This is a genomic window from Mesorhizobium sp., assembly GCF_004962245.1.
Taxonomy (GTDB): Bacteria; Pseudomonadota; Alphaproteobacteria; order Rhizobiales; family Rhizobiaceae; genus Mesorhizobium.
This window is the reverse complement of sequence record NZ_SUHQ01000002.1, coordinates 1-21255: the sequence shown is the minus strand read 5'-3', so window position 1 is coordinate 21255 and position 21255 is coordinate 1. Positions and strand designations below refer to the sequence as shown.

The 21255-nt window shown below is 63.5% G+C and carries 19 protein-coding genes and 2 pseudogenes; 19 read left to right on the top strand and 2 right to left on the bottom strand.

Annotated features, from left to right (window positions below):
• Positions 1-2 precede the first annotated feature (2 nt).
• The 4 genes and pseudogenes from E5X88_RS01970 to E5X88_RS01955 all read left to right on the top strand — a co-directional run bounded on the left by E5X88_RS01970 (position 3) and on the right by E5X88_RS01955 (position 2709).
• A complete protein-coding gene (locus tag E5X88_RS01970; protein ID WP_292157728.1) occupies positions 3-407 on the top strand; it encodes a hypothetical protein in 405 nt (134 codons plus the stop codon).
• Positions 310-1005 (top strand): annotated as a pseudogene (locus tag E5X88_RS01965) (terminase family protein); the annotation flags it as partial. The gene E5X88_RS01970 and the pseudogene E5X88_RS01965, both read left to right, overlap by 98 nt.
• Positions 1006-1270: 265 nt before the next feature.
• A pseudogene (locus E5X88_RS01960) lies at positions 1271-1930 on the top strand (terminase family protein); the annotation flags it as partial.
• Positions 1931-2514: 584 nt separating this feature from the next.
• On the top strand, positions 2515-2709 hold the full coding sequence (locus E5X88_RS01955; RefSeq protein ID WP_287178423.1) for a hypothetical protein: 195 nt from the start codon (positions 2515-2517) through the stop codon (positions 2707-2709).
• Between the two features lie 256 nt (positions 2710-2965).
• Here E5X88_RS01955 and E5X88_RS01950 read toward each other — a convergent pair whose 3' ends face one another.
• Positions 2966-3580, bottom strand: a complete 615-nt coding sequence (locus E5X88_RS01950) for a methyltransferase domain-containing protein (protein ID WP_292158315.1) — start codon at positions 3578-3580, stop codon at positions 2966-2968.
• A gap of 125 nt (positions 3581-3705) precedes the next feature.
• Between E5X88_RS01950 and E5X88_RS01945 the strand changes: the two genes are divergently transcribed.
• Complete coding sequence (locus tag E5X88_RS01945) at positions 3706-5466, top strand: portal protein (RefSeq protein ID WP_292157724.1); 1761 nt, start codon at positions 3706-3708, stop codon at positions 5464-5466.
• Complete coding sequence (locus tag E5X88_RS01940) at positions 5463-5786, top strand: hypothetical protein (protein WP_292157721.1); 324 nt, start codon at positions 5463-5465, stop codon at positions 5784-5786. Before E5X88_RS01945 ends, E5X88_RS01940 begins: the two co-directional genes overlap by 4 nt.
• Positions 5787-5873: 87 nt before the next feature.
• Here the strand turns inward: E5X88_RS01940 and E5X88_RS01935 are convergent, their stop codons facing one another.
• Positions 5874-6188 (bottom strand): YMGG-like glycine zipper-containing protein, encoded by a 315-nt coding sequence (locus E5X88_RS01935; RefSeq protein ID WP_292157719.1) that lies wholly within the window; start codon positions 6186-6188, stop codon positions 5874-5876.
• Between the two features lie 96 nt (positions 6189-6284).
• On the opposite strand from E5X88_RS01935, the gene E5X88_RS01930 reads away from it, so the two are divergent.
• The 13 genes from E5X88_RS01930 to E5X88_RS01870 all read left to right on the top strand — a co-directional run bounded on the left by E5X88_RS01930 (position 6285) and on the right by E5X88_RS01870 (position 21199).
• Positions 6285-6494: a hypothetical protein gene (locus E5X88_RS01930; RefSeq protein ID WP_292157717.1), complete on the top strand. Its 210-nt coding sequence runs from the start codon at positions 6285-6287 to the stop codon at positions 6492-6494.
• The gene (locus E5X88_RS01925; RefSeq protein WP_292157715.1) at positions 6491-7399 is read left to right on the top strand and encodes a hypothetical protein; all 909 of its coding nucleotides are present in this window, start codon (positions 6491-6493) and stop codon (positions 7397-7399) included. Before E5X88_RS01930 ends, E5X88_RS01925 begins: the two co-directional genes overlap by 4 nt.
• 33 nt (positions 7400-7432) lie before the next feature.
• Positions 7433-8422 (top strand): Coat protein, encoded by a 990-nt coding sequence (locus E5X88_RS01920; protein ID WP_292157713.1) that lies wholly within the window; start codon positions 7433-7435, stop codon positions 8420-8422.
• A gap of 172 nt (positions 8423-8594) precedes the next feature.
• Positions 8595-9194 (top strand): hypothetical protein, encoded by a 600-nt coding sequence (locus tag E5X88_RS01915; protein ID WP_292157711.1) that lies wholly within the window; start codon positions 8595-8597, stop codon positions 9192-9194.
• Positions 9194-11668 carry a hypothetical protein gene (locus E5X88_RS01910; RefSeq protein ID WP_292157708.1) on the top strand — a complete coding sequence of 825 codons (2475 nt, stop codon included), beginning with the start codon at positions 9194-9196 and terminating at the stop codon, positions 11666-11668. The genes E5X88_RS01915 and E5X88_RS01910 overlap by 1 nt, the downstream gene beginning before the upstream one ends.
• Before the next feature lie 253 nt (positions 11669-11921).
• Positions 11922-12584, top strand: a complete 663-nt coding sequence (locus E5X88_RS01905; protein WP_292157706.1) for a hypothetical protein — start codon at positions 11922-11924, stop codon at positions 12582-12584.
• 2 nt (positions 12585-12586) lie between these two features.
• Positions 12587-13075, top strand: coding sequence for a hypothetical protein (locus E5X88_RS01900; protein ID WP_292157704.1), 489 nt, complete (start codon positions 12587-12589; stop codon positions 13073-13075).
• The gene (locus E5X88_RS01895; RefSeq protein WP_292157701.1) at positions 13076-15748 is read left to right on the top strand and encodes a hypothetical protein; all 2673 of its coding nucleotides are present in this window, start codon (positions 13076-13078) and stop codon (positions 15746-15748) included.
• The gene (locus tag E5X88_RS01890) at positions 15748-16368 is read left to right on the top strand and encodes a T6SS immunity protein Tdi1 domain-containing protein (protein WP_292157698.1); all 621 of its coding nucleotides are present in this window, start codon (positions 15748-15750) and stop codon (positions 16366-16368) included. Before E5X88_RS01895 ends, E5X88_RS01890 begins: the two co-directional genes overlap by 1 nt.
• A 96-nt stretch (positions 16369-16464) precedes the next feature.
• A complete protein-coding gene (locus tag E5X88_RS01885) occupies positions 16465-16950 on the top strand; it encodes a hypothetical protein (protein WP_292157696.1) in 486 nt (161 codons plus the stop codon).
• 249 nt (positions 16951-17199) lie between these two features.
• Complete coding sequence (locus E5X88_RS01880) at positions 17200-17520, top strand: hypothetical protein (protein WP_292157670.1); 321 nt, start codon at positions 17200-17202, stop codon at positions 17518-17520.
• A 191-nt stretch (positions 17521-17711) separates the two neighbouring features.
• Entirely contained in the window at positions 17712-20849 is a 3138-nt protein-coding gene (locus E5X88_RS01875) for an SGNH/GDSL hydrolase family protein (RefSeq protein ID WP_292157668.1), read from the top strand.
• 77 nt (positions 20850-20926) lie between these two features.
• On the top strand, positions 20927-21199 hold the full coding sequence (locus E5X88_RS01870; RefSeq protein ID WP_292157666.1) for a hypothetical protein: 273 nt from the start codon (positions 20927-20929) through the stop codon (positions 21197-21199).
• Positions 21200-21255: the final 56 nt, after the last annotated feature.

The window sequence follows — 21255 nt, the reverse complement described above, 5'->3', positions numbered from 1 at the left end:
GCATGGCCGAGGATATTTTCGACGACGAACCGCCTGAAGTGGCGGAACCCAGGCCCTCCGGCCGGCCAAAGCGGACGAAAAAGACGCTGGCCGATGGTTTTCTGGAAGCGATCCGCGCCGATTTCCGGGCGCATGGCGCTGGCGTCATCGCCGAGGTGCGCACCGAAAAGCCCGACCAGTATCTGAAGATCGTGCTGTCGGTGCTGCCCAAAGATGTCAACATCAACAATCTGGATGCATTGAGCGATGACGAAATCAGGCAGCGCATCCGCGGCCTCGAAGCCGTCCTGCGGCCATTCCTCACAAAGCCTGGCCTCGCAAAGCCGCGTCTCACAAAGCCGGGCCTCGACGGCAAAGACCGAGTATCTGAGCCTGCTCAGGGAACTGGACCGGAGGCGGCGCACTAACCAGCTTGCCGCCTACCGGCCTTACCCCAGGCAGGCCGAGTTCCATGCGGCGGGCGCGACCAATCGCGAGCGGCTGTTCATGGCTGGCAACCAGCTCGGCAAGACCAGGGCCGGGGGTGCCGAATGGGCCATGCACCTCACCGGCCGCTATCCGGACTGGTGGCAAGGCAAGGTCTTCGACACGCCCGTGCGGTTTTGGGCCGCCGGCATCACCGCCGAGGGCACGCGCGACAATCCGCAGCGCATCCTGATCGGCCCGCCGCAGCAGCCGGCTGCATGGGGCACCGGCATGATCCCGGCCGACGCGATCGTCAGCACCCTCATGGGGCGCGGCGCGCCGCATGGGCTGGACAGCGTGGTGGTGCGCCATGGCGGCGGCGGCGATGTCCAGGCCGATGAATCGGTGCTGTCGTTCAAGAGCTACGAGAAGGGCCGCGAGAAGTGGCAGGGCGAAACGCTGCACGGCGTGTGGTTCGACGAGGAACCGCCGCTCGACATCTATTCCGAGGGCCTGACCCGCACCAATGCGACGGGCGGCATCACCATCGTCACCTTCACGCCGCTGCTCGGCATGTCGGAGGTGGTGCTGCTGTTCCTGTCGGCGGAGCAGGTGGAGGGGATGGGGCGGTGAGGTTTGCAAGACTTGGGCTCCTCGCCCTCGCGAAGCGGGGAGAGGTGGCCGCGCAGCGGCCGGAGAGGGGCTTCGTAAGGTGCCAGTTTAACAAGGTGGGGTTCGCTTCGTCTGGCTCTGCGCCATTCCCCTCTCCGTCTCGGCTTCGCCGAGCCACCTCTCCCCCATCAAGAATGGGGGCGAGGAACCCAAGCTTTCCAAAGGCAATGCCATGACCCGTCACGTCACCTTCATGACCATCGACGACGCCGGGCATTATACGCCCGGGCAGCGCGCCGCGATCGTCGCCGCCTATCCCGCGCATGAGCGCGAGGCGCGGGCCAAGGGCATTCCGGTACTCGGCTCCGGTCGCATCTTTCCGGTGGCCGAGGAGCTGATCGCCTGCGAGCCGTTCCGCCTGCCGCGCTATTGGCCCAGGCTCGGGGCGCTGGATTTCGGTTGGGACCATCCGTCGGCCGCGGTCGAGCTCGCCTGGGATACGGAGGCCGATGTCGTCTATGTCACAAAGGCCTGCCGCGCCTCGCAGCAGACTCCCGCCATGCAGGCGCTGACCCTGAAACCGTGGGGCGAGTGGCTGCCCTGGGCGTGGCCGCGCGACGGCCGCCGCGAGACGCTGGAAGGGGCAGGCGTAGCGCTGGCCCGGCAATATGCGGCGCATGGGCTGAACATGCTTGTCCGCCATGCACAGTTCGCCGACGGTTCGGTCTCGGTCGAGGCCGGGCTGATGGAAATGCTCGACCGCATGCAATCAGGCCGCTTCAAGGTGTTTTCGACGCTTTTGCCCTGGTTCGAGGAGTTCCGGCTCTATCACCGCAAGGACGGCCAAGTGGTGAAGCTGCGCGACGATCTGATGGCGGCGACCCGCTACGGCGTGATGATGATGCGGGAAGCGGTGGTCGATCCGGCGGAGTTTCGGGCGGCGAGGCGGAGGGTAGGGCAGGCGACCCGCTGGGAGCGTTTCGGTGACTCGAAGGCAAGCGCATACCACGATCTCCTCTGTCCGCATCATCCCCGCCACGTTGCGCGACCTCAGCTACATCGCCGCCAATCTGCGCCCCGAGGACCGGGCCGAGATCGACTGCCAGTTCGACACGTGGTCGCCGGCGCTGCTGGCGCAGACGGCGCTGCAGGGGTTTGCCTATGTCGCCGAGCTGGACGGCAATCCGGAGGCCGGCTTTGGCGCCGCCGAGCAGCGCGGCGGCTTGTGGATCGCCTGGAGCTGGGGCACGCGCCGCATGCGGCGCTGCGCGCCTGGTATCACGGAGTTCTTCCACGCCGTGCTCGCCCGCCAAGTTGCCGCGCGCGGCGCCTGGCGAGTCGAGGCGCGGGCGCTCGCCGCCAATGAGTTGGCGCTGCGCTGGCTTGCCCGGCTTGGCGCGACGCAACGCTGCCTGCTGCCGGGCTATGGCAGGAACGGCGAAGATTTTTTGCTCTACGACTGGACGAGAACGTCTCACTTTGGAGAAAGCTGGAACCATGTGCCTTTTTCAAAAGCCGCCGGCGCTGAAGCCGCTGCCGCCGACACCGACCATCGCCGACAAGGACGTGCAGGCGCGCGAAGCAGCTCTACGGGCTGAGCTCGAACAGCGCCAGGGTACCGCCGGCACGGTCAAGACCGACCTGTCGCCGAGCGACCTCACCGGCCAGCGCCGCGTGCTGCTGGGGGTATGATGATATGGGTGCGATGAAACGTACGTTTCGGAACCGGGTGCTCGCCTGGTGGACCTGGCGGCGACATGCGCGGTTGGTGAAGCGGCGAGGGTGAGGAGCGCAATCTCCCCCCTTGAGGGGGAGACGGCCGGCAGGCCAGAGGGGGTCGGCGCGACCGGGCGCGGCCTCCTGCGGCAGATCAAGTTGACGCTCTACGCGCGGCGACCCCCTCTGTCGCCTTCGGCGACATCTCCCCCTCAAGGGAGGAGATCAGCACTCACCCCTTCCGCGCAAACGCCCAGACCATCAGCGGATATTCCTCGTCGTTGCTGAGGTCGCGCCACATGCCGTAGGAGCGCACTGGCCCGCCGATATGGGCTTTTGCGCAGGCTTTGTTGCCCCAGCTGAACACCTCTATGCCGGCTTCCGGAAAGCCGCCTTCGACCAGCAACTGCTTCAGGCCGGCGGGGGTCCAACGGTTGTAGTCGTGCGGCCTGGCATGCACCCTGAACAGGAACGGCGTCGCCACCATCGCCCAGCCGCCCGGCCTGGTCATGGCGTGGATGTTCGTGGCCGCGGCCAGCGGCCGCTGCACATGCTCCAGCACCTGGTCGGCGATGACGATCGCAAATTGCCTCTCGGTGCGGTCCTTGCAGATGTCAAATTCGGGGAAATCGACCGACGTGTAGTCGGAGCACATCGTCTTCCAGTAGCGGTTCCAGCCGGGCGAAACCTCGACCACCGGGGAAGATTTGCGGCCGTCCGCTTCAAGAAACGCAGTGAACGCCTCGATCTGCCTGATGCGCAGCCAGTTGCGGGAGTCGTAGCCGAGCAGCCGTTTTACAGCCTGTTTGCTGCGTCTCTTCAAGGCACCGGGCAGGCTTTCCGTCATTGTCACATCGATCTCCTTAAGGCCCGCCGCGCACCCCGTTGAACATTGCAAAAGCGAACAAAATTCGACCTGGCCTTGACAATATCTGGGCTTCGAACAGGCGACACCACCGAAGAAAGAATGCCATGACGAGCGATTCCCGTGCCCACGATATCCTGTCGCGACAGGCCGAACTGGAGACCGAGCGCAGCCAGTACGAGGCTGTCTGGGAGGCCGTGTCGGAGTTCTGCGATCCCGACGCGCCCGACATCTGGAGCGGCCGCCGGCAGGCCGGCGCGGCCTCGCAGGCCGAGCGGCAGGAGCGGCGCGGCGTCCGTGTCTACGCCAACACCATCAACTCGGCCGCCAACCGGCTGGCCGCCGGGCTGGAAAGCCTGATCATCCCGCAGTCGGAAAAATGGCACGGGCTGTCGACCGCCGCCATGAACGACGAGGAGACCGATGAGGAAAAGGAATGGGCGGAAGCGCTGCGCGATTTCCTGTTCGCGCTGCGCTATTCCGCCAATTCGAACTTCGTGCCGGCGACGCAGGCCTGCCTGCGCAACGTCGTGCGCTACGGCCCGGCCTATCTCTATGCCGAAGAGGGCTTCGGCGGCACGCTGATCCGCTATGCCTCGATCCCCGTGGTCGAGGGTTATCTCTCGCGCAACCGCTGGGGCCAGGTCGACACCTTCCACCGCCGCTACGAGCGCACGGCGCGGCAGGCGGCGCAGCTGCTCGGCTATGAGAAGCTGCCGGCGCGGATCAAGGTGCTGGTCGACGACCCCTCGAAATGCGAGACGAAGATCGCGCTGATCCAGTGCATCCAGCCGCGCGACGAGCGCAAGATGTACCGGTCGGGCGGCACCTACCAGTATCTCGACACGGCGTTCGCCTCCTATCACGTCATCGAGGACGAGGAGGTTATCGTGCGGGAGAGCGGTTTCCGCTCGTTCCCGGTGTCGTGCTTCAACTGGCGCCGTTACGAGGGCGACCCCTATGGCATCTCGCCGACCATCGAGGCGCTGACCACGGTGCGCGAGGAAAACGCCGTGCGCCGCTCGGGTCTCCGGGCGCTGCAGCAGATCACCGATCCGGCGACCGCGTCGAAGGCGCGGCTCGACTATGTGCCGGTGCTCAATCCGGGCGAGAATTATCCCGGCCTGATCGACGACAATGGCCGGCCGCTGATCGCGCCGATCGCTACGGGGCAGAACCCGACCTACGCGTTCAATTATGCCGAGAGCCGGGCCGAGGAGATCCGCGACATGATGTTCGTCAATCTGTTCCAGACGCTGGTGCAGAACCCGCAGATGACGGCGACCGAAGCCTTGATCCGGCAAGAAGAGAAGGGCGCGCTGCTCGGGCCGTCCGGCTCGATCATCCAGGCCGGCTTTGCCTCTAACCTCGACCGCGAGCTCGGTATCCTGGAAGACAAAGGCTTATACGAGGAGGACAGCCGCTTCCTGCCGCCGGCGAGCCTTGCCGGCAAGGCGGTGCGGCCGACCTTCACCGGCCCGCTCGACGTGCTGCGCCGCTCGGCCGAGGCGCGCGACACCATCCAGGTGGTCACCACCGCCATGCAGATGGCGCAGTTCGACCCCGGCGTGATGGACAATATCGACGGCGACGAGGCGCTGAAGATCGTGCAGAGCGCCGGCCGCAGCCCGCAGCGCATTTTTCGTCCCAGGCAAGAGGTCGCCGGCATCCGCGACGCACGCGCCAAGGCTCAAACTGCGCAGGCCGGCATGGCGGCGATCGCCACCGCCGGCAAGGTCGCCAGGGACGCCGTGCCGGCCGCCGTGCAGGCGCGCGACAGCGGCTTGCTCGACGGCCTGCAAGGCATGTTGCAGGGCGGGCAGGCTGACATGCCGGGCGGTCCGGCTGTATCGGGCGCCGGCGCATGAGCCGGAAACACTTCGCCCATTCCGGGCAGGCCGGCGGTCCGGCCAGGGCGCAGGATGCGCTGACCAAGGCCTATCTCAGGGTCTTCTCCGGCCAGGACGGCGAGATGGTGCTGGCCGACCTGACGGCCGCGACCGGCTATTACCGCCGCCCGTCCTATGGCGAGTGGCTGGCCAAGACGAAAACACCGAACGGCTTCGAACTGCATAGTGCCTTGAGCAACGCCCGCGCCGAAGTGGTGCAGCATATTATGGGGTTCCTGACGCTGGACGAGGCGCAGCTGGCGGCGCTGGAGAAGGCTGCGAGATTGGAGGAGAGGTAGGATAAGGCCCGAAGCGCGTGGCGCCCCCCTCTGTCCTGCCGGACATCTCCCCCACGAGGGGGGAGATTGGCCGTCGCCGGCGCTAACTCAATAATTGCCGTCGTAGTAGCGGTCGTCGCAAGGCGCGGTGTAGATGCGGCCGCTGTTGCGATCCTGGTAGCGGCAAAGCTGTTCGCCGCGCCGCTGCGGTGTGGTCGCGCTGCCGACGACCGCACCGAGCAGGGCGCCGCTGGCTGCACCGATAACCGTGCTCTTGGTGTTGCCGCCTATGGCCTGACCGACGAGCGCGCCGCCCGCGCCGCCGACCAGGGCGCCCGTGGTGGCTCTCTGCTGCCCTTCGGTCTGCGCACACCCTGCCAGAACGGCAGCCAGAAGCGCGGCGGCAATGGCTTTCTTGATCATGTAAAGGTTCTCCTTTGAAGCCCAAAAGGCCGAATACCTTGCCAAGTGCGGGCGCATTGCGGCGGAACAGGGGCACCACGCCTCACGAAATGAGACATGGTTTCTTTCGTCTTGATGACCGAGGCCTTCGGTTCGGAAAGATCATGGTCAAACAAGACGATAAAGCATGTTTCTATTGAAATGAATCAGGCTCCGGCCGCAACGATTCCGCCGCCCAGCCGATCCCTCAAATCCAAAACAATAAGCCTGGCTGAAACCGGCCAGGGCCTTTCCCTTGCAATCAACACGAAGGAATCTTTCTCATGACAGATCTGGCAGACGCCGGGTCCGTGGTGGCGTCGCCACCGGCGGGCAACCTTGCACGGCCACAGGCCAACGGGGACAACGGGTCCGCCCCGCCGGCTGCAAAAAGCTGGTTTGACGGTCTTTCCGAAGGCAACCGCAAGCTCGCTGAAACCAAGGGCTGGACCAAGCCTGAAAGCCTCGATCGGGTTTTCACATCCTATGCGGAGCTGGAACGGCAGCAGGGTGAAAGCCTGCGCGTTCCCTCGGCGGACGCACCTGGGGAAGACTGGGACAGGTTCCATGCCCGGCTGCCCGAGGCGATGCGTCCGCTCACATCGCCCGACAAGGTCGAGTACAAGCGCCCCGACGGGCTCCCCGAAGACTTCGCCTATTCGGAAGAGCTCGCCAATGCGTCCAAGGCCTGGGCGGTCGAGGCCGGCGCCACGCCGAACGTCGCGCAGGCCTATCACGACCGCTTCGTCGGCTACATGGCCGAGCAGGCCAAGGTGCAGCAGATCGCCCTTGCCCGGTCGGTCGAGGCGACCCACGACGACCTCGTCAGGGATTGGGGACCGACCGACAGCGACGGTTTCCGCCAGCGACTGGAAGTCGCCAACCGGGCCATGAAGAAGCTCGGCCTGGTCGATGCCTACAAGGCGAAGGGCATCCTTCTGCCCGACGGGGCGTTGACCGATCCGCAGATCGCCAAGGCGTTCCACGCCATCGGCGAGGCGATGTTCCGCGAAGACACGATCGACGGCGGCGCGGCTTTGAGCGGAGGCAATCCCTTCAAGCGCAACGCCGCCGGCGAACGCAACCTGACTGATATCTCGGCCCTCGTCAAAAGCGACCCGGCCCGCGCCCGGCGCCTGGCACGCGAGGCCGGTGAAAACCCCGATCTATGGATGCCCAACAACCCTCTTTGAACAGCCGCCAATCAAACCTGAAGGAAGACAAAAATGGCAGACGCCTATACCCGTATCGCGGACGCGATCGTTCCCTCCGCCTATGCGCAATACTCGTTCGAGGAGCACGTCCAGTCGCTCGAGATCTACCAGGCCGGAATCCTGTTTTCCGACCCGTCGATCGCCTCGAAGCTCTCCATGGGCGGGCGTTCCGTCGACATGCCCGGCTGGAAAGATCTCGGCAACGATCCGTCCGAGCCGGTCAATGACGATCCGGCCGACTCGATCGAGATGAAGAAGATCGGCGCGCGCCGCGAGGTCGCCGCCCGCAATGTCCGCGCCCAGGCGTGGGGCATTCCGGACCTGACATCGATCCTGGCCGGCGACGACCCGCAGAAGCTGATCGTGCGCCGCCAGACCGACTACTGGCAGCGCGCCAACAAGCTGACGCTGCTCGGCATCCTGAAAGGGGTGCTGGCCGACAACATCGCCAATGACGGCGGCGATCTGGTGCGCGCCACCGGCGCCTCCATCGTCGACGCCGACATCATCGAGGCCGCCTATCTGATGGGTGACCGCGCCGACTCTTTCAAAACGATCTGGATGCATTCCAAGCAGATGAAGGCGCTGAAGCTCGCCGACCTGATCGACTACGTGCCGTCCTCGCAGCAGGGCGGGCCGCTGATCCCGTACTACATGGGGCTTCGCGCGGTGGTCGACGACGACATTCCCGTGTCGGCCGGCGAGTACACGGCGTTTCTGTTCAAGAACAAGGCGATCCTGTGGAACGAGCTGCCGGTGAACACGGAAGGCGGGCCGCTGGAGTTCGACCGCAAGCCGCGCCAGGGCCATGGCGGCGGCGTCACCGAAATGGTCGGCCGCCGGCACTTTGTCCCGCATGTGCCCGGCACCCGCTTCCTCGACGCCTCCTCCGCCGGCGAATTCGCCACCGATGCCGAGCTGGCGCTGGCGGCGAACTGGGACCGCACGGCATCGAGCGTCAAGAACATGACGTTCATAGCGCTGAAGACGACCGAGGCCTGACAGGGCCAAGGGCGGGGGCGAAGAGCGCCTCCGCCCTAAAACAAAGGTCGCGACGGAACGCGACCTCAGTATCCAATCACTCCGGAAAATCCCCAGCCGCCTTACAGCGGCTTTTTGCCGTGGAGGCACCATGTCCCGTTTTCCCCGACTCCCGCTGACGGAGGCCTGAGCCATGGCCATCACCCCGCTCGACATCGCCAATATGGCGCTTGGCGTCCTCGACGAGGCGCCGATCGACAGCCTTGACCAGGATGTGAAAGCCGCGCGTTTGCTCAACCTCCATTTCGACCTGACGCGCGAGGCGGAGCTGACGAAACACGCCTGGGTGTTCGCCATCCTGGCGGCCTTCGTCGCCGGTGCCGACACCGGCAGCGGCGCGGGCACGCTGAACTTTGCCTATGAATTGCCCGTGGACTGCCTGCGGCCGTTGCCGCTGACCCATAATGGCGAGCCGGACGGCGTTCCGATCTCCTGGCGGCAGGAGGCCGGGCTGATCTATTGCGACCAGCCCGGGCCGCGCCTGATCCGCTACATCGCCAACCTCACCGACCCCAACGATTGGGACGCGCTGTTCACGGAGGTGCTGGTCGCCGCCTTGGCCATCAAGATCGCGCATCCGCTGACCCACAAGGCGGGCATGATCGACATCGCCCGCAGTGCCTATGACCGGGCGCTGGACGCGGCGTTCGGCGCCAACGCCATCCAGCGCGGCGGTCGGCTCTCGACGTCGTCCTGGTCGATCCAGCGCGGCGACAACCGGTTTGTGCGCTGATGACGACGCTCTATCCGGTCCAGGACGTCTTCACCCGTGGCGAGATCTCGCCACGCCTGCATGCGCGCGCCTCGCTCGATCTCTATCGGGCGGCGCTTTCCAAATGCGAGAACTTCGTCACGCTGCCGCATGGCGGCATCAGGAAGCGCGGCGGCACCATCTTCGTCGGCGAGGTGAAGAACGCGGCCAAGACAACGCGCGGCATTCCTTTCATCTTCTCCTCCGAGCAGGCCTACTGCCTGGAATTCGGCGATCAATATATCCGCGTCTACGCCTATGGCGCCCGCGTCGGCACGGTCGAGATCGCCTCGCCCTATGTGGAAGCCGACCTCTTCGATCTCGCCTATGTCCAGTCGGCCGACCAGATGTGGATCAGCCACAAGGACTATCCGCTCAAGGTACTGACCAGGACAGCGCACACGATATGGACACTGGAGGACTACGAGTTCGAAGACGGGCCGTATGACGACATCAACGACACCGCAACAACGCTGACGCCTTCCAATACCGGCCATCTGACGCCCAACATGACCGGCAACACGGCACCGAGCGGAACGGCATCGACCGCAAGCGGTACCGCCAGCGCCTACCAGATGTTCGACCGCGACAAAGTGCAGGCCATCACTCTCGCCGGTGGCTCGACCGGCTACATTCGCTTCAGAAATGCTGGCGGCGCGCGACGTGTCATCGACGCCTACTGGCTGACCGCAGGCAATGACGTTACCGGCGATGCCGATTATTTCACCGCTTGGGAAGTGCAGGGATCCAACGACGGCACCAACTGGGTGACGCTCGACAGCAGGACCGGGGAAAGCGGCTGGGGCAATTCGGAAACCCGCTTCTATGAATTCTTCAACAAGGCCGCCTTCGAATATCACCAGTTGATCTTCACCGGCGGCGGTGGCGGCGATGCCGTGGAATCGGTGGCTGCCGAACTGGCTTTCCATGTCGCCGCATCGGACCAGACGCCGTTCGATTTGACCGCCTCGTCGATCGACGGCATCAACGACGGCACCGGGTTCCAGACTACGGATGTCGGTCGCGCCATCCGGCTCCTGGGTTCGGACGGACACTGGCGTTGGGCGAAGATCACCAGCCGCACCAGCACGACGGTCGTCAAGATCATCCTTTACGGCCACGCTCTGCCGAATCTGAGCCCGATCACCCGCTGGCGGCTGGGCACATTCGTTCCCGGCAAGTATGTCGAAAGCGGTTCGCTCTACGAAGAGCGCCTGGCGTTCAGCCGGAAGTTCTCGGTCTATGCGTCGGCGACCGGCGACTTCGACAATTTTGCGCTGGGCGAGAAGGACGACGACGCGCTGGAATTCGTCCAGGCCGGCGGCGGGCAGGCCAACGACATCGTCTGGATCGCCGATTCCGAAGGCGCGCTTTTGATCGGCACCTCAGGCGGCATCGGGGCGCTATCGGGCTCCGGCATCGACGAGGCGCTGACGCCGTCGTCGTTCAAGAACCGCAATTCGCGCACCTTCGGCTGCGCCCGCATCCGCCCGGTCGATGCCGGACAGTCGTTCCTCTATGTCACCCGCAGCCGCAAGTCGATCGCCGAGCTGGTGCAGACCTCTGCCAGCAAATTCACCTCCGACGATATCGGCCAGATTTCCGAGCACATCCCCAAGCAAGGCGTCGTCGAGCTGGCGTTCCAGACCGACCCCGATCCGGTGCTGTGGTTCCCGCTCGAAAATGGCGAGCTCGGCGGCTATACGCACCAGCCGTCGCAGGATGTGCGCGGCATGCACCGCCACCGCCTCGGTGGCAGCTTCGCCGGTTCGGCTGACTCAAATTGGCCGATCATCGAAAGCGCCGTGGTGACGCCCGGCCAGAACGGCGCCGACGACGTCTGGCTGTTCGTCAAGCGGACCATCGGCGGCGTGACGAAGCGCACCATCGAGATCATGACGGCGCCGTTCGAATATGGCGCGCTGGACGACGCCTTCCAGGTCGATTGCGGCCTGGCCTATTCGGGTGCCGCCGTCAATATCGTCTCCGGGCTCGATCATCTCGACGGCGAAAGCGTCGACGTGCTGGCCGACGGCACGGTCTATCACGATCTGCCCGTGGCCTCCGGCCAGGTGACGCTGCCCGGCGGCGCAACGGCAGCGAAATGGCAGGTCGGACTCGGCTACCACTGCGAGGCCAATACGCTGGAGCTCGATGTCGGTGGCCGTGACGGTTCGATCGTCGGCCGCCGCAAGAAGGTCGCCAAGGTGATGATGTCGCTGCTCGAGACCGACACAACGGGGCTCGAAGTGCAGTCCTTGCTGCGCGGCCGCTGGGAGAAGGTGCGCATGCCAAGCATCGTCCCACCCGACGGCCGGGCCGATCTCTTCACCGGCAATGTCGAGGTGCCGATCGACGACAGCTGGGAAGGGCAGGGCAGGGTGAAAATCCGCCACGTCAACCCGACGCCCTGCACGATACGGGCGTTCACGCCGGTGTTCGATGCCGAGCCTTAGCTGAAGCCTTTGATGACGGCCAATCTCCCCGCTTGTGGGGGAGATGCCCGGCAGGACAGAGGGGGGCGCTGTCCCGCCGACCTTCAATCAATTGCGTCCCTTTCCTAGGCCAGTTTTCGGCGGTTCGCAGGTAAGACCCTCGCCCAGCGATCCTTCACGCCCCCCTCTGCCCTGCCGGGCATCTCCCCCACGAGGGGGGAGATCGGCAGCTGCGCGGACCGCTCCTCATTCTCCTCAAAAAAGGAAACCTCCCGTGACCACAATCCCCCTTGCCGAAGATCTCGGCAGGGCGCGGACGGCTGCCGATTTTGCTGCCGTCATCGCCTTGCTGGAGACCGATCTCAATGACGCGATCGCCCGCAAACAGGACCTGGAACAGGCCGAGGATCGCGCGATCTTTGGCGACGGCGACCTGGCCGAGGTGCGTGCCGCGCTCGCCAGGACCAACGCGGCAATCGCGCTGATCGAGAAAACCATCGAGGCCGGGGGCAAGCGCCGCGCCGCCGCTGCGCAAAGCGAAGCGCGGGCCGACATCGTCGCCCTTGGCGACGAGATCAAGTCCAAGGCCGCTTCCCTCGGCGAGCGCTGGCGCATCGTCCACCGGCTGATCGAGCAGTTGCGCCAGGAACTGTTCGAGGCCGATGCCTTGAACCGCGCCATTACCACCGCCAACGGCCTGTTCGACGCCGCCGGCATTGCCGACCTCAAGATCAATCTGACCACCACCCGCCGCGCCGCCATGGCCGCGCCGCGCGCGGCGGTGCCCGCCCGTCTCAGCCGGCCGGCGATCCAGGCCGACAAGCTCTTGCTGTCCTTCCTCAGCCCCGGCGGCGTGCTCGATCCGCGCCCGGCGCTCGGCGCGCCGGTCAACGGCGTCAAGAGCAAATTCATTCCCGTCGCCAGCGAACGAGGCTGACCATGTGCACACTTGCCCTTATCGGCACAGCTCTTTCGGTCGGCGGCGCACTGGTCGAAGGCCAGCAGTCGAGGCAGATGGCCGACTATCAGGCCAAGGCCTATGAGCAGCAGGCGCGGGCCGACGCGCAAGCCGCGGCCTTCGAACAAGGCCAGGAGCGCCACAAGCAGGACCTCTTGCTGTCGCAGGCGCGCGCCCAGGCCGGCGCGTCGGGCGTCGGCATAGCAGGCTCGCCGGCCGAAGTGCTGGCCGCCAATGCAAGGCAGGGTCAGCTCGACATCAAGGCGATCCAGTACGGCTCGCAGCTGCGCCAGAACAGTCTCACCACCCAGGCCGCGATCTCGCGCTTTTCCGGCAAGCAGGCGATGACGGCTGGCATCTTCAAGGCCGGCGGCAATCTCGTGTCGGGTCTTTCCGGCATCTACGACCCGACCAAGGCCATCAAGTTCGGCGGGTCGGCGCTCAGCGATCCTTGGGCGGGGATGCGATAAATGGCGACCATCCCTCTCCAGCTCGCCCAGCGCCGGCTCGATATCGGCAGCGTGGTTTCCTATCCGCAGGGCTCGCCGGTTGGCGCCGCCATGCAAGGCTTTGGCGACGAGCTTACGGCCGTCGCCGAGCGCTATCGGCGACAAAAAGAGCAGCAGGAAGCGTTCGACGCCGAGATCGTGCGCCGGCAGTTCGACGGGCAGATCGCGCAGACCGAAAATGATGCGGTGCAGAATGCGCCGGCCGACGGCAGCGGCCTGCATGATGCGATGTACGGCCAGGTCGATCCGCGCACCGGCCAGGTGATCAAATCAGGCCTGTTCGACAAACTCTTCGACAGCACCCTGCCAAAAATACCCGAGAGCCAGCGCGCCAACTTCATCAGGCAGAAGGAAGTCCTGCGCGCGACCGGCTCGGCGCGCATGGCGGCTCAGCAACAGGCGCGCCGCGATGAGTATGAGCAGGTCGAATGGACCAAGGTCGAGAACATCTACACCGGCTCGATCGCGCAGAGCGACCCGAACGACACCGGCACGTTCGAGGCGATCAGGCAGAGCGGGCTCGACCTTATCGGCAAGATAGGCAACCCGCTTGCGAGGCAAGCTGCCGAAACCGCTTGGCGCAGCAACACGGCAAAAGCGCTCGTCCAGGCGATGATCGCCCAGGATCCGAAACGCGCGGTTGAGATGCTGGGTGCGGGGACGGTCGAGGGCAGGACCAAGGACGATACCGTCGAGGCTGTGGTTGCTGTGGTTGGACCATGGGCGAGTGGATCTGGCGTGCCGGCAACGCGCGAAGCGCTTGCTGGTGGCCTCCCGCCTGACGAAAGACCGGTTCGCAGAAATTCCGCGCAGCCCGACGGGAAGGCCGTGTGGGCGGCGGCTCCCTGGATCGCCGACCTGTCGCCGGACGCCGTGCAGGATCTCGGCCAGAAGGCGCAGGTGGCGATGACGGCGCAACTCATCGATGCGCGTACCAACATCTACCTCGCTTACCAGAATGCGCCGGCCGCCCTCATGTATACCGGCAATTATTCAAGAGAAATTCCAGGTCCCGAAGACTTCACCGCCGTCTACGGCGCCGAGGAGGGCAGCAAACAGGTTCAGGGTCTCGACAGGGCGTTCGATGCCGGCCGCCAGGCGTTCGGCATGGTTAGAATGCCGAACGATGCCATTGAGGCGAAGGTGGCGGCGGCCAAACCCAAGCCAGGCAGTGCAACGCCGGAACAGGATCAGGCGCGGTTTGAGATAACCGCCTCTGCCGCCAAGCGGGTTCTGCGCGCCCGAGCTAGTGCCCCTGCCGACTTTGCTCGCAAAGTCGACGCCAGCCTGGACGCCGCATGGAACGAAGTGTCGAAGCCCGACAGTTACGATCCGGACGCTTGGCAGAAGGCGATCGCCCGCTCTGTCGCCGTGCAGCAGCAGCTCGGCATCAAGAGCATCCAGCCGCTACCGCCGTCCGTTGTCGAGGACCTCGTCGATACGCTCAATGATGAGAACGTGTCGCAACGAGACCGGGATGCAACCCTGCGCGATCTGTTTGCTGGCACGTCAGAGCCAGGTGTTCAGGCAGCGATGGCGCTGCAACTGGCCGACTCCAACCAGTCTCGGATAGCCCTAAGCATCGCAAACAACGCAGCTCCGGTGTCGGCAGAGGAGCGCGTGAATCGAAATCTGGCAGCGTTCGATGCTCTGCCGATGTACCTGAAGCCGCTCGTTGCTCTCAACGACACCGTACGCCTGATGGCCGATGGGGCAACACTAGGCTACGCGGACAAATTCGCCGCCCTTATGAATTCGCTGATCTCGGGAAGCAGCTACGAGGAAGAACTCGCGGCTGAGCGCGCCGGAACACAAGATGCACGGGATCGGGCTGGGTCTGCGGGTACAGCTGCAGAGATACTTGGCGCCTATCTGACCGGCCGTGGCCTTGGGAGTGCAGGTATCACCCTTAATGGCAGGTTAGGCACAGCTGCCATGGAAGGCTTGTCCGGCGTTCTCGCGCGAACCGGCCTTGTGAGTGTCGAGGGTGCTGCGTACGGCGCGGTGGAGGCAAACGGCCGTAATGAGGACATCGGTAGCGAAGCAGTTTCCGGTGCCCTGTGGGGCGCTGGCGGCAACATTTTTGGGGAGGGGCTCAGCGTCATCTACAGTCAGTTGGCGCGAAGATTCGCACGTCGTCTCGTTCCTGCCGAGCCAGGTGCTTCCCCCGGAGATGCGGATGCTGCCGTAAGCCCGGATGGTTCGGTTCCTCCGGTTTCCGAGGCAGTTCCGGAGCCGTTTGCGGTGGAGGGCGGGGCCACCGGACGGGCGGCAAGCGAAATCTCTGTTGGCCATGACTTGCATCTATACTACATGCCTGAATGGGACGCTGCGCAACGCGCTGCAGCAGACTTGAAAGTCCAGTTGCTTACCGATTCTGAAACCGTGGTTAGCACGTCGGTTCGCGGGTCCAAATCGGCCCGCAAAATGTTTGAAGAAGCTGGCAATGAGATTCCCGCTGGCAGTGATGTGGATCACGGAATTGATCTGCAATTAGGAGGCTCTCACACCGTATCTAATTTGGCCGTATTGGATTCGAGCGTTAACCGCAGCCTGGGTCCACAGATATGGCATCAAATCAAAGACTTACCTCTTGGAACTAAAATCAATAGAGTCACAATTGGAGATCGCTAGTGTTCGAGATATTCCGACAAAATTTTGCTGTGGATGCCAGACTACCCTCGGACGGAGACGATGTTTCCCAGGATACTAGAGTTGCAGGGCTGAACGAGCTTTTTGCGAGTTTTGGCGGCGCTTCGTTCAAGCAAGGGTTGTATCGGATAATCCGGGCACAAGATATGGCAGCTTGGAACGCACGGGTCTCCCTGGGTTTCCCTGAGTTTAGCGAGCGGATCACTTGCTTTGGCTACGATTGGCAGGGCTCGGCGTTTGCAGTTGATAAACAGAGGCTGGAACAGGGGGAGCCTGGTGTTCTCATGTTTGAGCCGGGCACAGGCAAGGCTCTTAAGATACCGGCCAATATCCAAACCTTCCACGAAGTTCAGGTCATACAAAACGCAGATGCGGCATTAGCCGCCAACATCTACGCAGACTGGCGTGAGGCCGGCGGGGCGGAGCCAGCCTATGCGCAATGCATAGGATACAAAAGACCGCTGTTTCTCAGCGGAGAGGACGCGATCGAGAATATGGAACTGTCGGACCTGGAAGTCTATTGGCACCTCATGGGCCAGCTTATAGCTAAGGTCAAAGGCTTGCCGCCGGGAACGCCTGTCAACATCCGGAACCTTATCTAAAAACAGGGTTTCCGCTGGGCAGTAATCTGCACCCTTTGTGGGAACCTGTCGCAACGCGACGGTTCGTTTTGGTTGATAGACGGTCGGGGACAGACCGTGGAGAATAACATAAACACAGCCACCCCGGACCTCAGTAAAGTCAGTCGTTTGCCGCTTGCGGCCGGCGATCCGGACGCAGACGATAACCTTGACTCAGCCCTTCTCGAAGCCCGTGAATATCTTCAGTTCTATGACTGGGGAAAGGCCATCAAAGGCGAATATCTCGGATATGGTGCCGAGGGGATAATATACATTTTTCTCTTCGAGATTTCACCCGGCAGACCAGATGTGCCCCAATGGATATGGGTAATCGTGGGTGACGTACCTCCGACATATATGCCTGGCGACGACCTCAAGGCTCCGTATGACGCGTTGGACGGATATATCGGTGCCATGGAAGAATGGGTTGAAGCCGCGCGGCAGGGGAAGTCAGTCGCGAAGCTGATCCCTGTCAATGTCCCGGCCAATCCCGCCAACGCCGAAATGTTGGGTGGACGTCTCAAGTTCCTTGATGAAAAGGTACTCTCGGAACTTCGAGAGTGATGTAACGGCGTTTTGCCAACAGGCGCTGCCAATCATGCGGGGCCGCCGCGCTCTATCGCGCTGTCATCGGCCGGTGGTCTGATTATGGTCATGATGGTAGCCTATGGCGTGCCGCAGCCTCCAAATTGTCGCGCAAGCGGTGGTGCCTGCCGGGCCATGCTAGCCAGACTTTTCAGATGAAGGATTGACCCTATCTTGTTGCGTTTAGACTCTTATCCGGTGGTGGCAAGGATCGTTTTTCTGGTCACCTTGGCCGCCGTTCTCCTGCTCGCTTTTCTGCCGGTACAGCTCTCGCCGGATATCGGCTGGACCGTCCATCAGGACAAGCTCAACCACGCCGCAGCCTTCGCCGTGTTGGCGGCCCTGGGAAGCCTCGGCTGGCCGGAACGCAAGATAAGGCTGATTGTTCTTCTCGCTTTTACCGGCGCGGCGATCGAGGTTCTTCAGGGCGTGCAACTGGTAGGACGCGATATGGATGCGTTGGACTTGGTTGCCGACTGCGCCGGCATGGCGTTCGGGCTGACAATCGCAAGCTGGACAAAGAGACGGCGCGTTGGCGGATTGCCATAGGTACGTAGCGTTTTTTGGAGCGCCCCTTTTCTCTCAGGACAAGCCCCCGGCTGAACCAGCCGCGTCTCTTCCGCGCCTAAGGGGCGGATCTTTCCCAAACCCCAGATACGTCATGGACCGCCCGTCCTGCGGGCGCGCGTTGACACCCTTCAAGCCTCGCTTCGCGGGGCTTTTTTCATGGAGCAAGCCTGATGGCCCGACCTGCAACTGCCGCCGTTCGACTGTTGACCGGCGAACGCGAACCCGTGCGTCTGGCGACCACGGCCAACATCATCCTTCGTAGCCTGCAGGCCATCGACGGCGTGCCGTGCGAGGTTGGCGACCGGGTGCTGGTCAAGGACCAGGCCGACCAGAGACAGAACGGCATCTACACCGTGAGCGAAGGCGAATGGTTCCGCGCCGCCGACGCCCGCACCGCCCGCACCTTGCAAAAGGGGACGACGGTTCACACGCAGGTCGGGACTGTCAATGCCGACCGGGTGTTTGAATTTACGGCCGATGAGCCGGCGTTGGGCAGCGATGCCATCACCATTGCCCCGCTCGTGCCGCCCGATATCTCGGAGGTGGTCGACCAGGTCGGAGCGCTGAAGGATGCAACAGTTACGGCCGCCGATGCGGCCGCCGGCAGCGCCATGGCAGCCGCCGCGAATGCCGGCCTGACCGCCGCCGACCGCCTTGAGACGGCTGCCGCCGTGGTTGCGACAGCCGCCAATGTCGTCGCCACGGCCGCTACCCTTGCCAGCGCCCAGGCCGCGCGCGACGCGTCTCTATATGGCAAGGGCATCTTTCCGACGATCGCGGCGGCGATCGGCCTTGGCATCGTCGGTAGCGGCGCGATCACGGCGGGCTCCGGTGGCACCAACGGCACCTTCGATTTGGCGTTTACCGGCGGCGCCGGTTCGGGTGCGGCCGGGCGGTTCGTCGTCGCCGGCGGCGTGTTGACCCAGATCCTGATCACGGCGCCCGGCTCCTATACCGTGGCGCCGAGCTTCAGCTTCGCGGCGTCGGCGGGGCTGGCCGGTGCGGCCGCTGCAGTCGTGCTCGGCAGGAATGTTGATGTCGGTGAATATTTCTGGACAGAGGTTTCAACCGGTGTCCTTGGCCTTTACAACGTTACGGCTGGACCGGTTGCGACGGATACGGGGGGCAGGGCGGCGCTTGCCGATGCAGAGACTTTAGCCCTCCTGGCCGAAGCCCTGCAATACGATGACAGCGGCGTGGCGATTGCTTTCGATGTGCTACTCCCTGCCATCCTGATCAAGGACGCTGCTTCGCCGGCCAAGCGCTACGTTGGCAGCTTGTTGCCCCTGCTAACGTCAAGTCGCTCGACGGCGGCCTGGTATTTCGACAGGCTGGGACTACTCAGACAGGCTGGCGTGAATACCCCTCGCTTTACCTATGACTACAAGTCGCTTGCGCCTCGCGGTCTTCTGTGCGAGCCGGCGCGCGTCAATCGCGTGCTGTGGAATCGCGACCTCACGAATGCCGCATGGACTAAGTCAAACATGACGGCGGCGCTCGACCAGGTCGGCCTGGACGGCATCGTCGCTTCGGCCTCCTCGATCACGGCGACCGCAGACGATGCGACCGTGCTGCAGCCCATCGTTATCGCGTCGGCTGCCTACTTCCAGACTGCCTACATCAGGCGCCTCTCGGGAGCTGGCGCGATCTCCATGACGATGGATGGCGGCGCCACATGGACCGATGTGACGCCTCCAGATGCCTACTGGAACCGTATGAGCATTCTGTCTCAGACGCTGGCCAACCCGAATGTCGGCTTCAAGATCGCCACCAGCGGCGACAGCTTCGCCATCGACCTCGTCCAGAACGAGAATGGCAACTACAAAACTAGCCCTATGGTCACGACGACGGCGTTCTTCTCCAGGGGCGTCGACCTGAACAGCATCGATCTATCGACCATTCCGTTCGACGTGGCGCTCGGCGCTCTGGTTGTAGAGGGCCGTACGCAGGCGTCGGACAACGTTTCCCGCACTATGGCCCAGATCGATGATGCTACCGCGGCTAATCAAATTTCGTGCAATATGTCGTCTCTTGGTGGCGGCCAGTTCACCATAAGGGCGGCGAATGCTGTCGTGGCGAACGTTCTTCCTGGCATCACGGTTGTGGACAAGACGACGCGGCTGGCGGCTTCGTGGGGTCCGAACTACGCGCAGGCGGCGCTCGACGGCTCGGTGGGCGCGCAAGACAACGCTCTGACCGTGCCTTCGGGGCTCACCAGGCTGCGCATCGGCAGCGGCATTAGCGGCACAACGTCGTTCGGCGGTACAATCTCCAGGCTCACCCTCAGACTAAGAACGCAGGACGGAACAGAGCTGACGGCGATGTCGAACTTCGGCCCGCTCGGAGTCGAGCCTCTCATTAATATCGTGCCCAATGACAGCAAGATCGAAGACAGCGATTACGCTGCGACTCTCGCCGCAACAACGTCTCAGGTCAGCGGTGTTCGACCGGTTATCTTCTCTGGCTACCAATACGCCAATCCCGGCTGGCGTCGACGCTTTAAAACCCGTGCTACTTCGGTGGTGCTGCATTTTCAGAATCTCAATCTCGTCGGCGGCAGCTACAACGCCAAAGGTCAGATCCTCGTCAATGGCGTACACAACACCTATTTCACCTCGCCGCAGGCGCTCGGAAAGTTCTTCGTCAGGTTGGATTTTTCGTCGAATGCTGATCGCCTGATCGAGATCGTCATGCCGTACTCGGCATCGATCGCGCATCTTGGCATCACGACCTACGGCGCGCCTATCACCTTGCCGACACCGCGTTCGACTTTGCCGCGTGCGGTCTTTCTCGGCGACAGCCGCTTCCAGGGCTTCAATGCGACCAGCATCGACAAGCATTGGACGGAAATCCTCTGCCGCGCGAAGGGCTGGGAGCATATCAATCTCGGCTATGGTTCCTCCAGTGTCACTTCGGCGTGGGGAACCGATCTCGGCAATGCCGATCCGAATGTTGCCTTCGTCATGTTCGACTACAACAATCGGACGGCACAGACGGCACTCCTGTCCTTCAAGAACGCCTACAAGGCGCTGATCGACAACTTCCGTGCGGTGAAGCCTACGACCAAGCTGTACGCAGTGACGTCAAACTGGATCTCGACCGCTAATGATGCGCTGACGTTGAAGATCGCGGATTACCGCCAGGCCACGTCCGATGCTCTGACAGAACTGGCCGACGCCAACAACATCCTGATCGACGGGCTGACGCTGACCACCAACAGCACGGCGTCGATCGGCGACGGCATCCATCCGAACGATGTCGGCGAGGCCGAGTGGGCGGCGAACATCGCGCCGCTGGTGAGCGTTTAGCCGAACTGCTCTGGACGGTATTCTTGGGCTATGGCACGTTCGATGAAAGCGGGGGGGTCATCTGAAGGGATGACCCAATGGCCAACGCCGGTAGCATTATTGCCGTCTACAACGACTACTACACCGACGGGAAGATAGCCGTAAAACGTGAGATTGCATCCAACCAATCGGTCGGGCACATCGAGGCGATTGCACAAGGCCAGTCCTTCGAGAGTATACTCGACATCGGGGCTGGCGAAGGCGCCGTGTTGGACAAGCTGAACAAGAAAGGTTCGGAAAGACCCTTGGCGCCGTCGAGATATCAACCAGTGGCGTCGAGGCGATCAAGGCCAGGAAAATCGCCAACCTAGCTGTGAGCCTTCAGGAGGTTGTCCATTCGGCCCCGACCGAGAAAGCTGAGGTTGTC

Excerpts from the sequence above, each read along its gene's own strand:
- E5X88_RS01900 (WP_292157704.1), top strand. The coding sequence starts at position 12,587 with ATGTGCACACTTGCCCTTATCGGCACAGCTCTTTCGGTCGGCGGCGCA.
- E5X88_RS01870 (WP_292157666.1), top strand. The coding sequence starts at position 20,927 with ATGGCCAACGCCGGTAGCATTATTGCCGTCTACAACGACTACTACACC.
- E5X88_RS01875 (WP_292157668.1), top strand. The coding sequence starts at position 17,712 with ATGGCCCGACCTGCAACTGCCGCCGTTCGACTGTTGACCGGCGAACGC.
- E5X88_RS01950 (WP_292158315.1), bottom strand. The coding sequence starts at position 3,580 with ATGACGGAAAGCCTGCCCGGTGCCTTGAAGAGACGCAGCAAACAGGCT.
- E5X88_RS01920 (WP_292157713.1), top strand. The coding sequence starts at position 7,433 with ATGGCAGACGCCTATACCCGTATCGCGGACGCGATCGTTCCCTCCGCC.
- E5X88_RS01955 (WP_287178423.1), top strand. The coding sequence starts at position 2,515 with ATGTGCCTTTTTCAAAAGCCGCCGGCGCTGAAGCCGCTGCCGCCGACA.
- E5X88_RS01895 (WP_292157701.1), top strand. The coding sequence starts at position 13,076 with ATGGCGACCATCCCTCTCCAGCTCGCCCAGCGCCGGCTCGATATCGGC.
- E5X88_RS01945 (WP_292157724.1), top strand. The coding sequence starts at position 3,706 with ATGACGAGCGATTCCCGTGCCCACGATATCCTGTCGCGACAGGCCGAA.
- E5X88_RS01970 (WP_292157728.1), top strand. The coding sequence starts at position 3 with ATGGCCGAGGATATTTTCGACGACGAACCGCCTGAAGTGGCGGAACCC.
- E5X88_RS01930 (WP_292157717.1), top strand. The coding sequence starts at position 6,285 with ATGGTTTCTTTCGTCTTGATGACCGAGGCCTTCGGTTCGGAAAGATCA.
- E5X88_RS01940 (WP_292157721.1), top strand. The coding sequence starts at position 5,463 with ATGAGCCGGAAACACTTCGCCCATTCCGGGCAGGCCGGCGGTCCGGCC.
- E5X88_RS01935 (WP_292157719.1), bottom strand. The coding sequence starts at position 6,188 with ATGATCAAGAAAGCCATTGCCGCCGCGCTTCTGGCTGCCGTTCTGGCA.
- E5X88_RS01910 (WP_292157708.1), top strand. The coding sequence starts at position 9,194 with ATGACGACGCTCTATCCGGTCCAGGACGTCTTCACCCGTGGCGAGATC.
- E5X88_RS01925 (WP_292157715.1), top strand. The coding sequence starts at position 6,491 with ATGACAGATCTGGCAGACGCCGGGTCCGTGGTGGCGTCGCCACCGGCG.
- E5X88_RS01915 (WP_292157711.1), top strand. The coding sequence starts at position 8,595 with ATGGCCATCACCCCGCTCGACATCGCCAATATGGCGCTTGGCGTCCTC.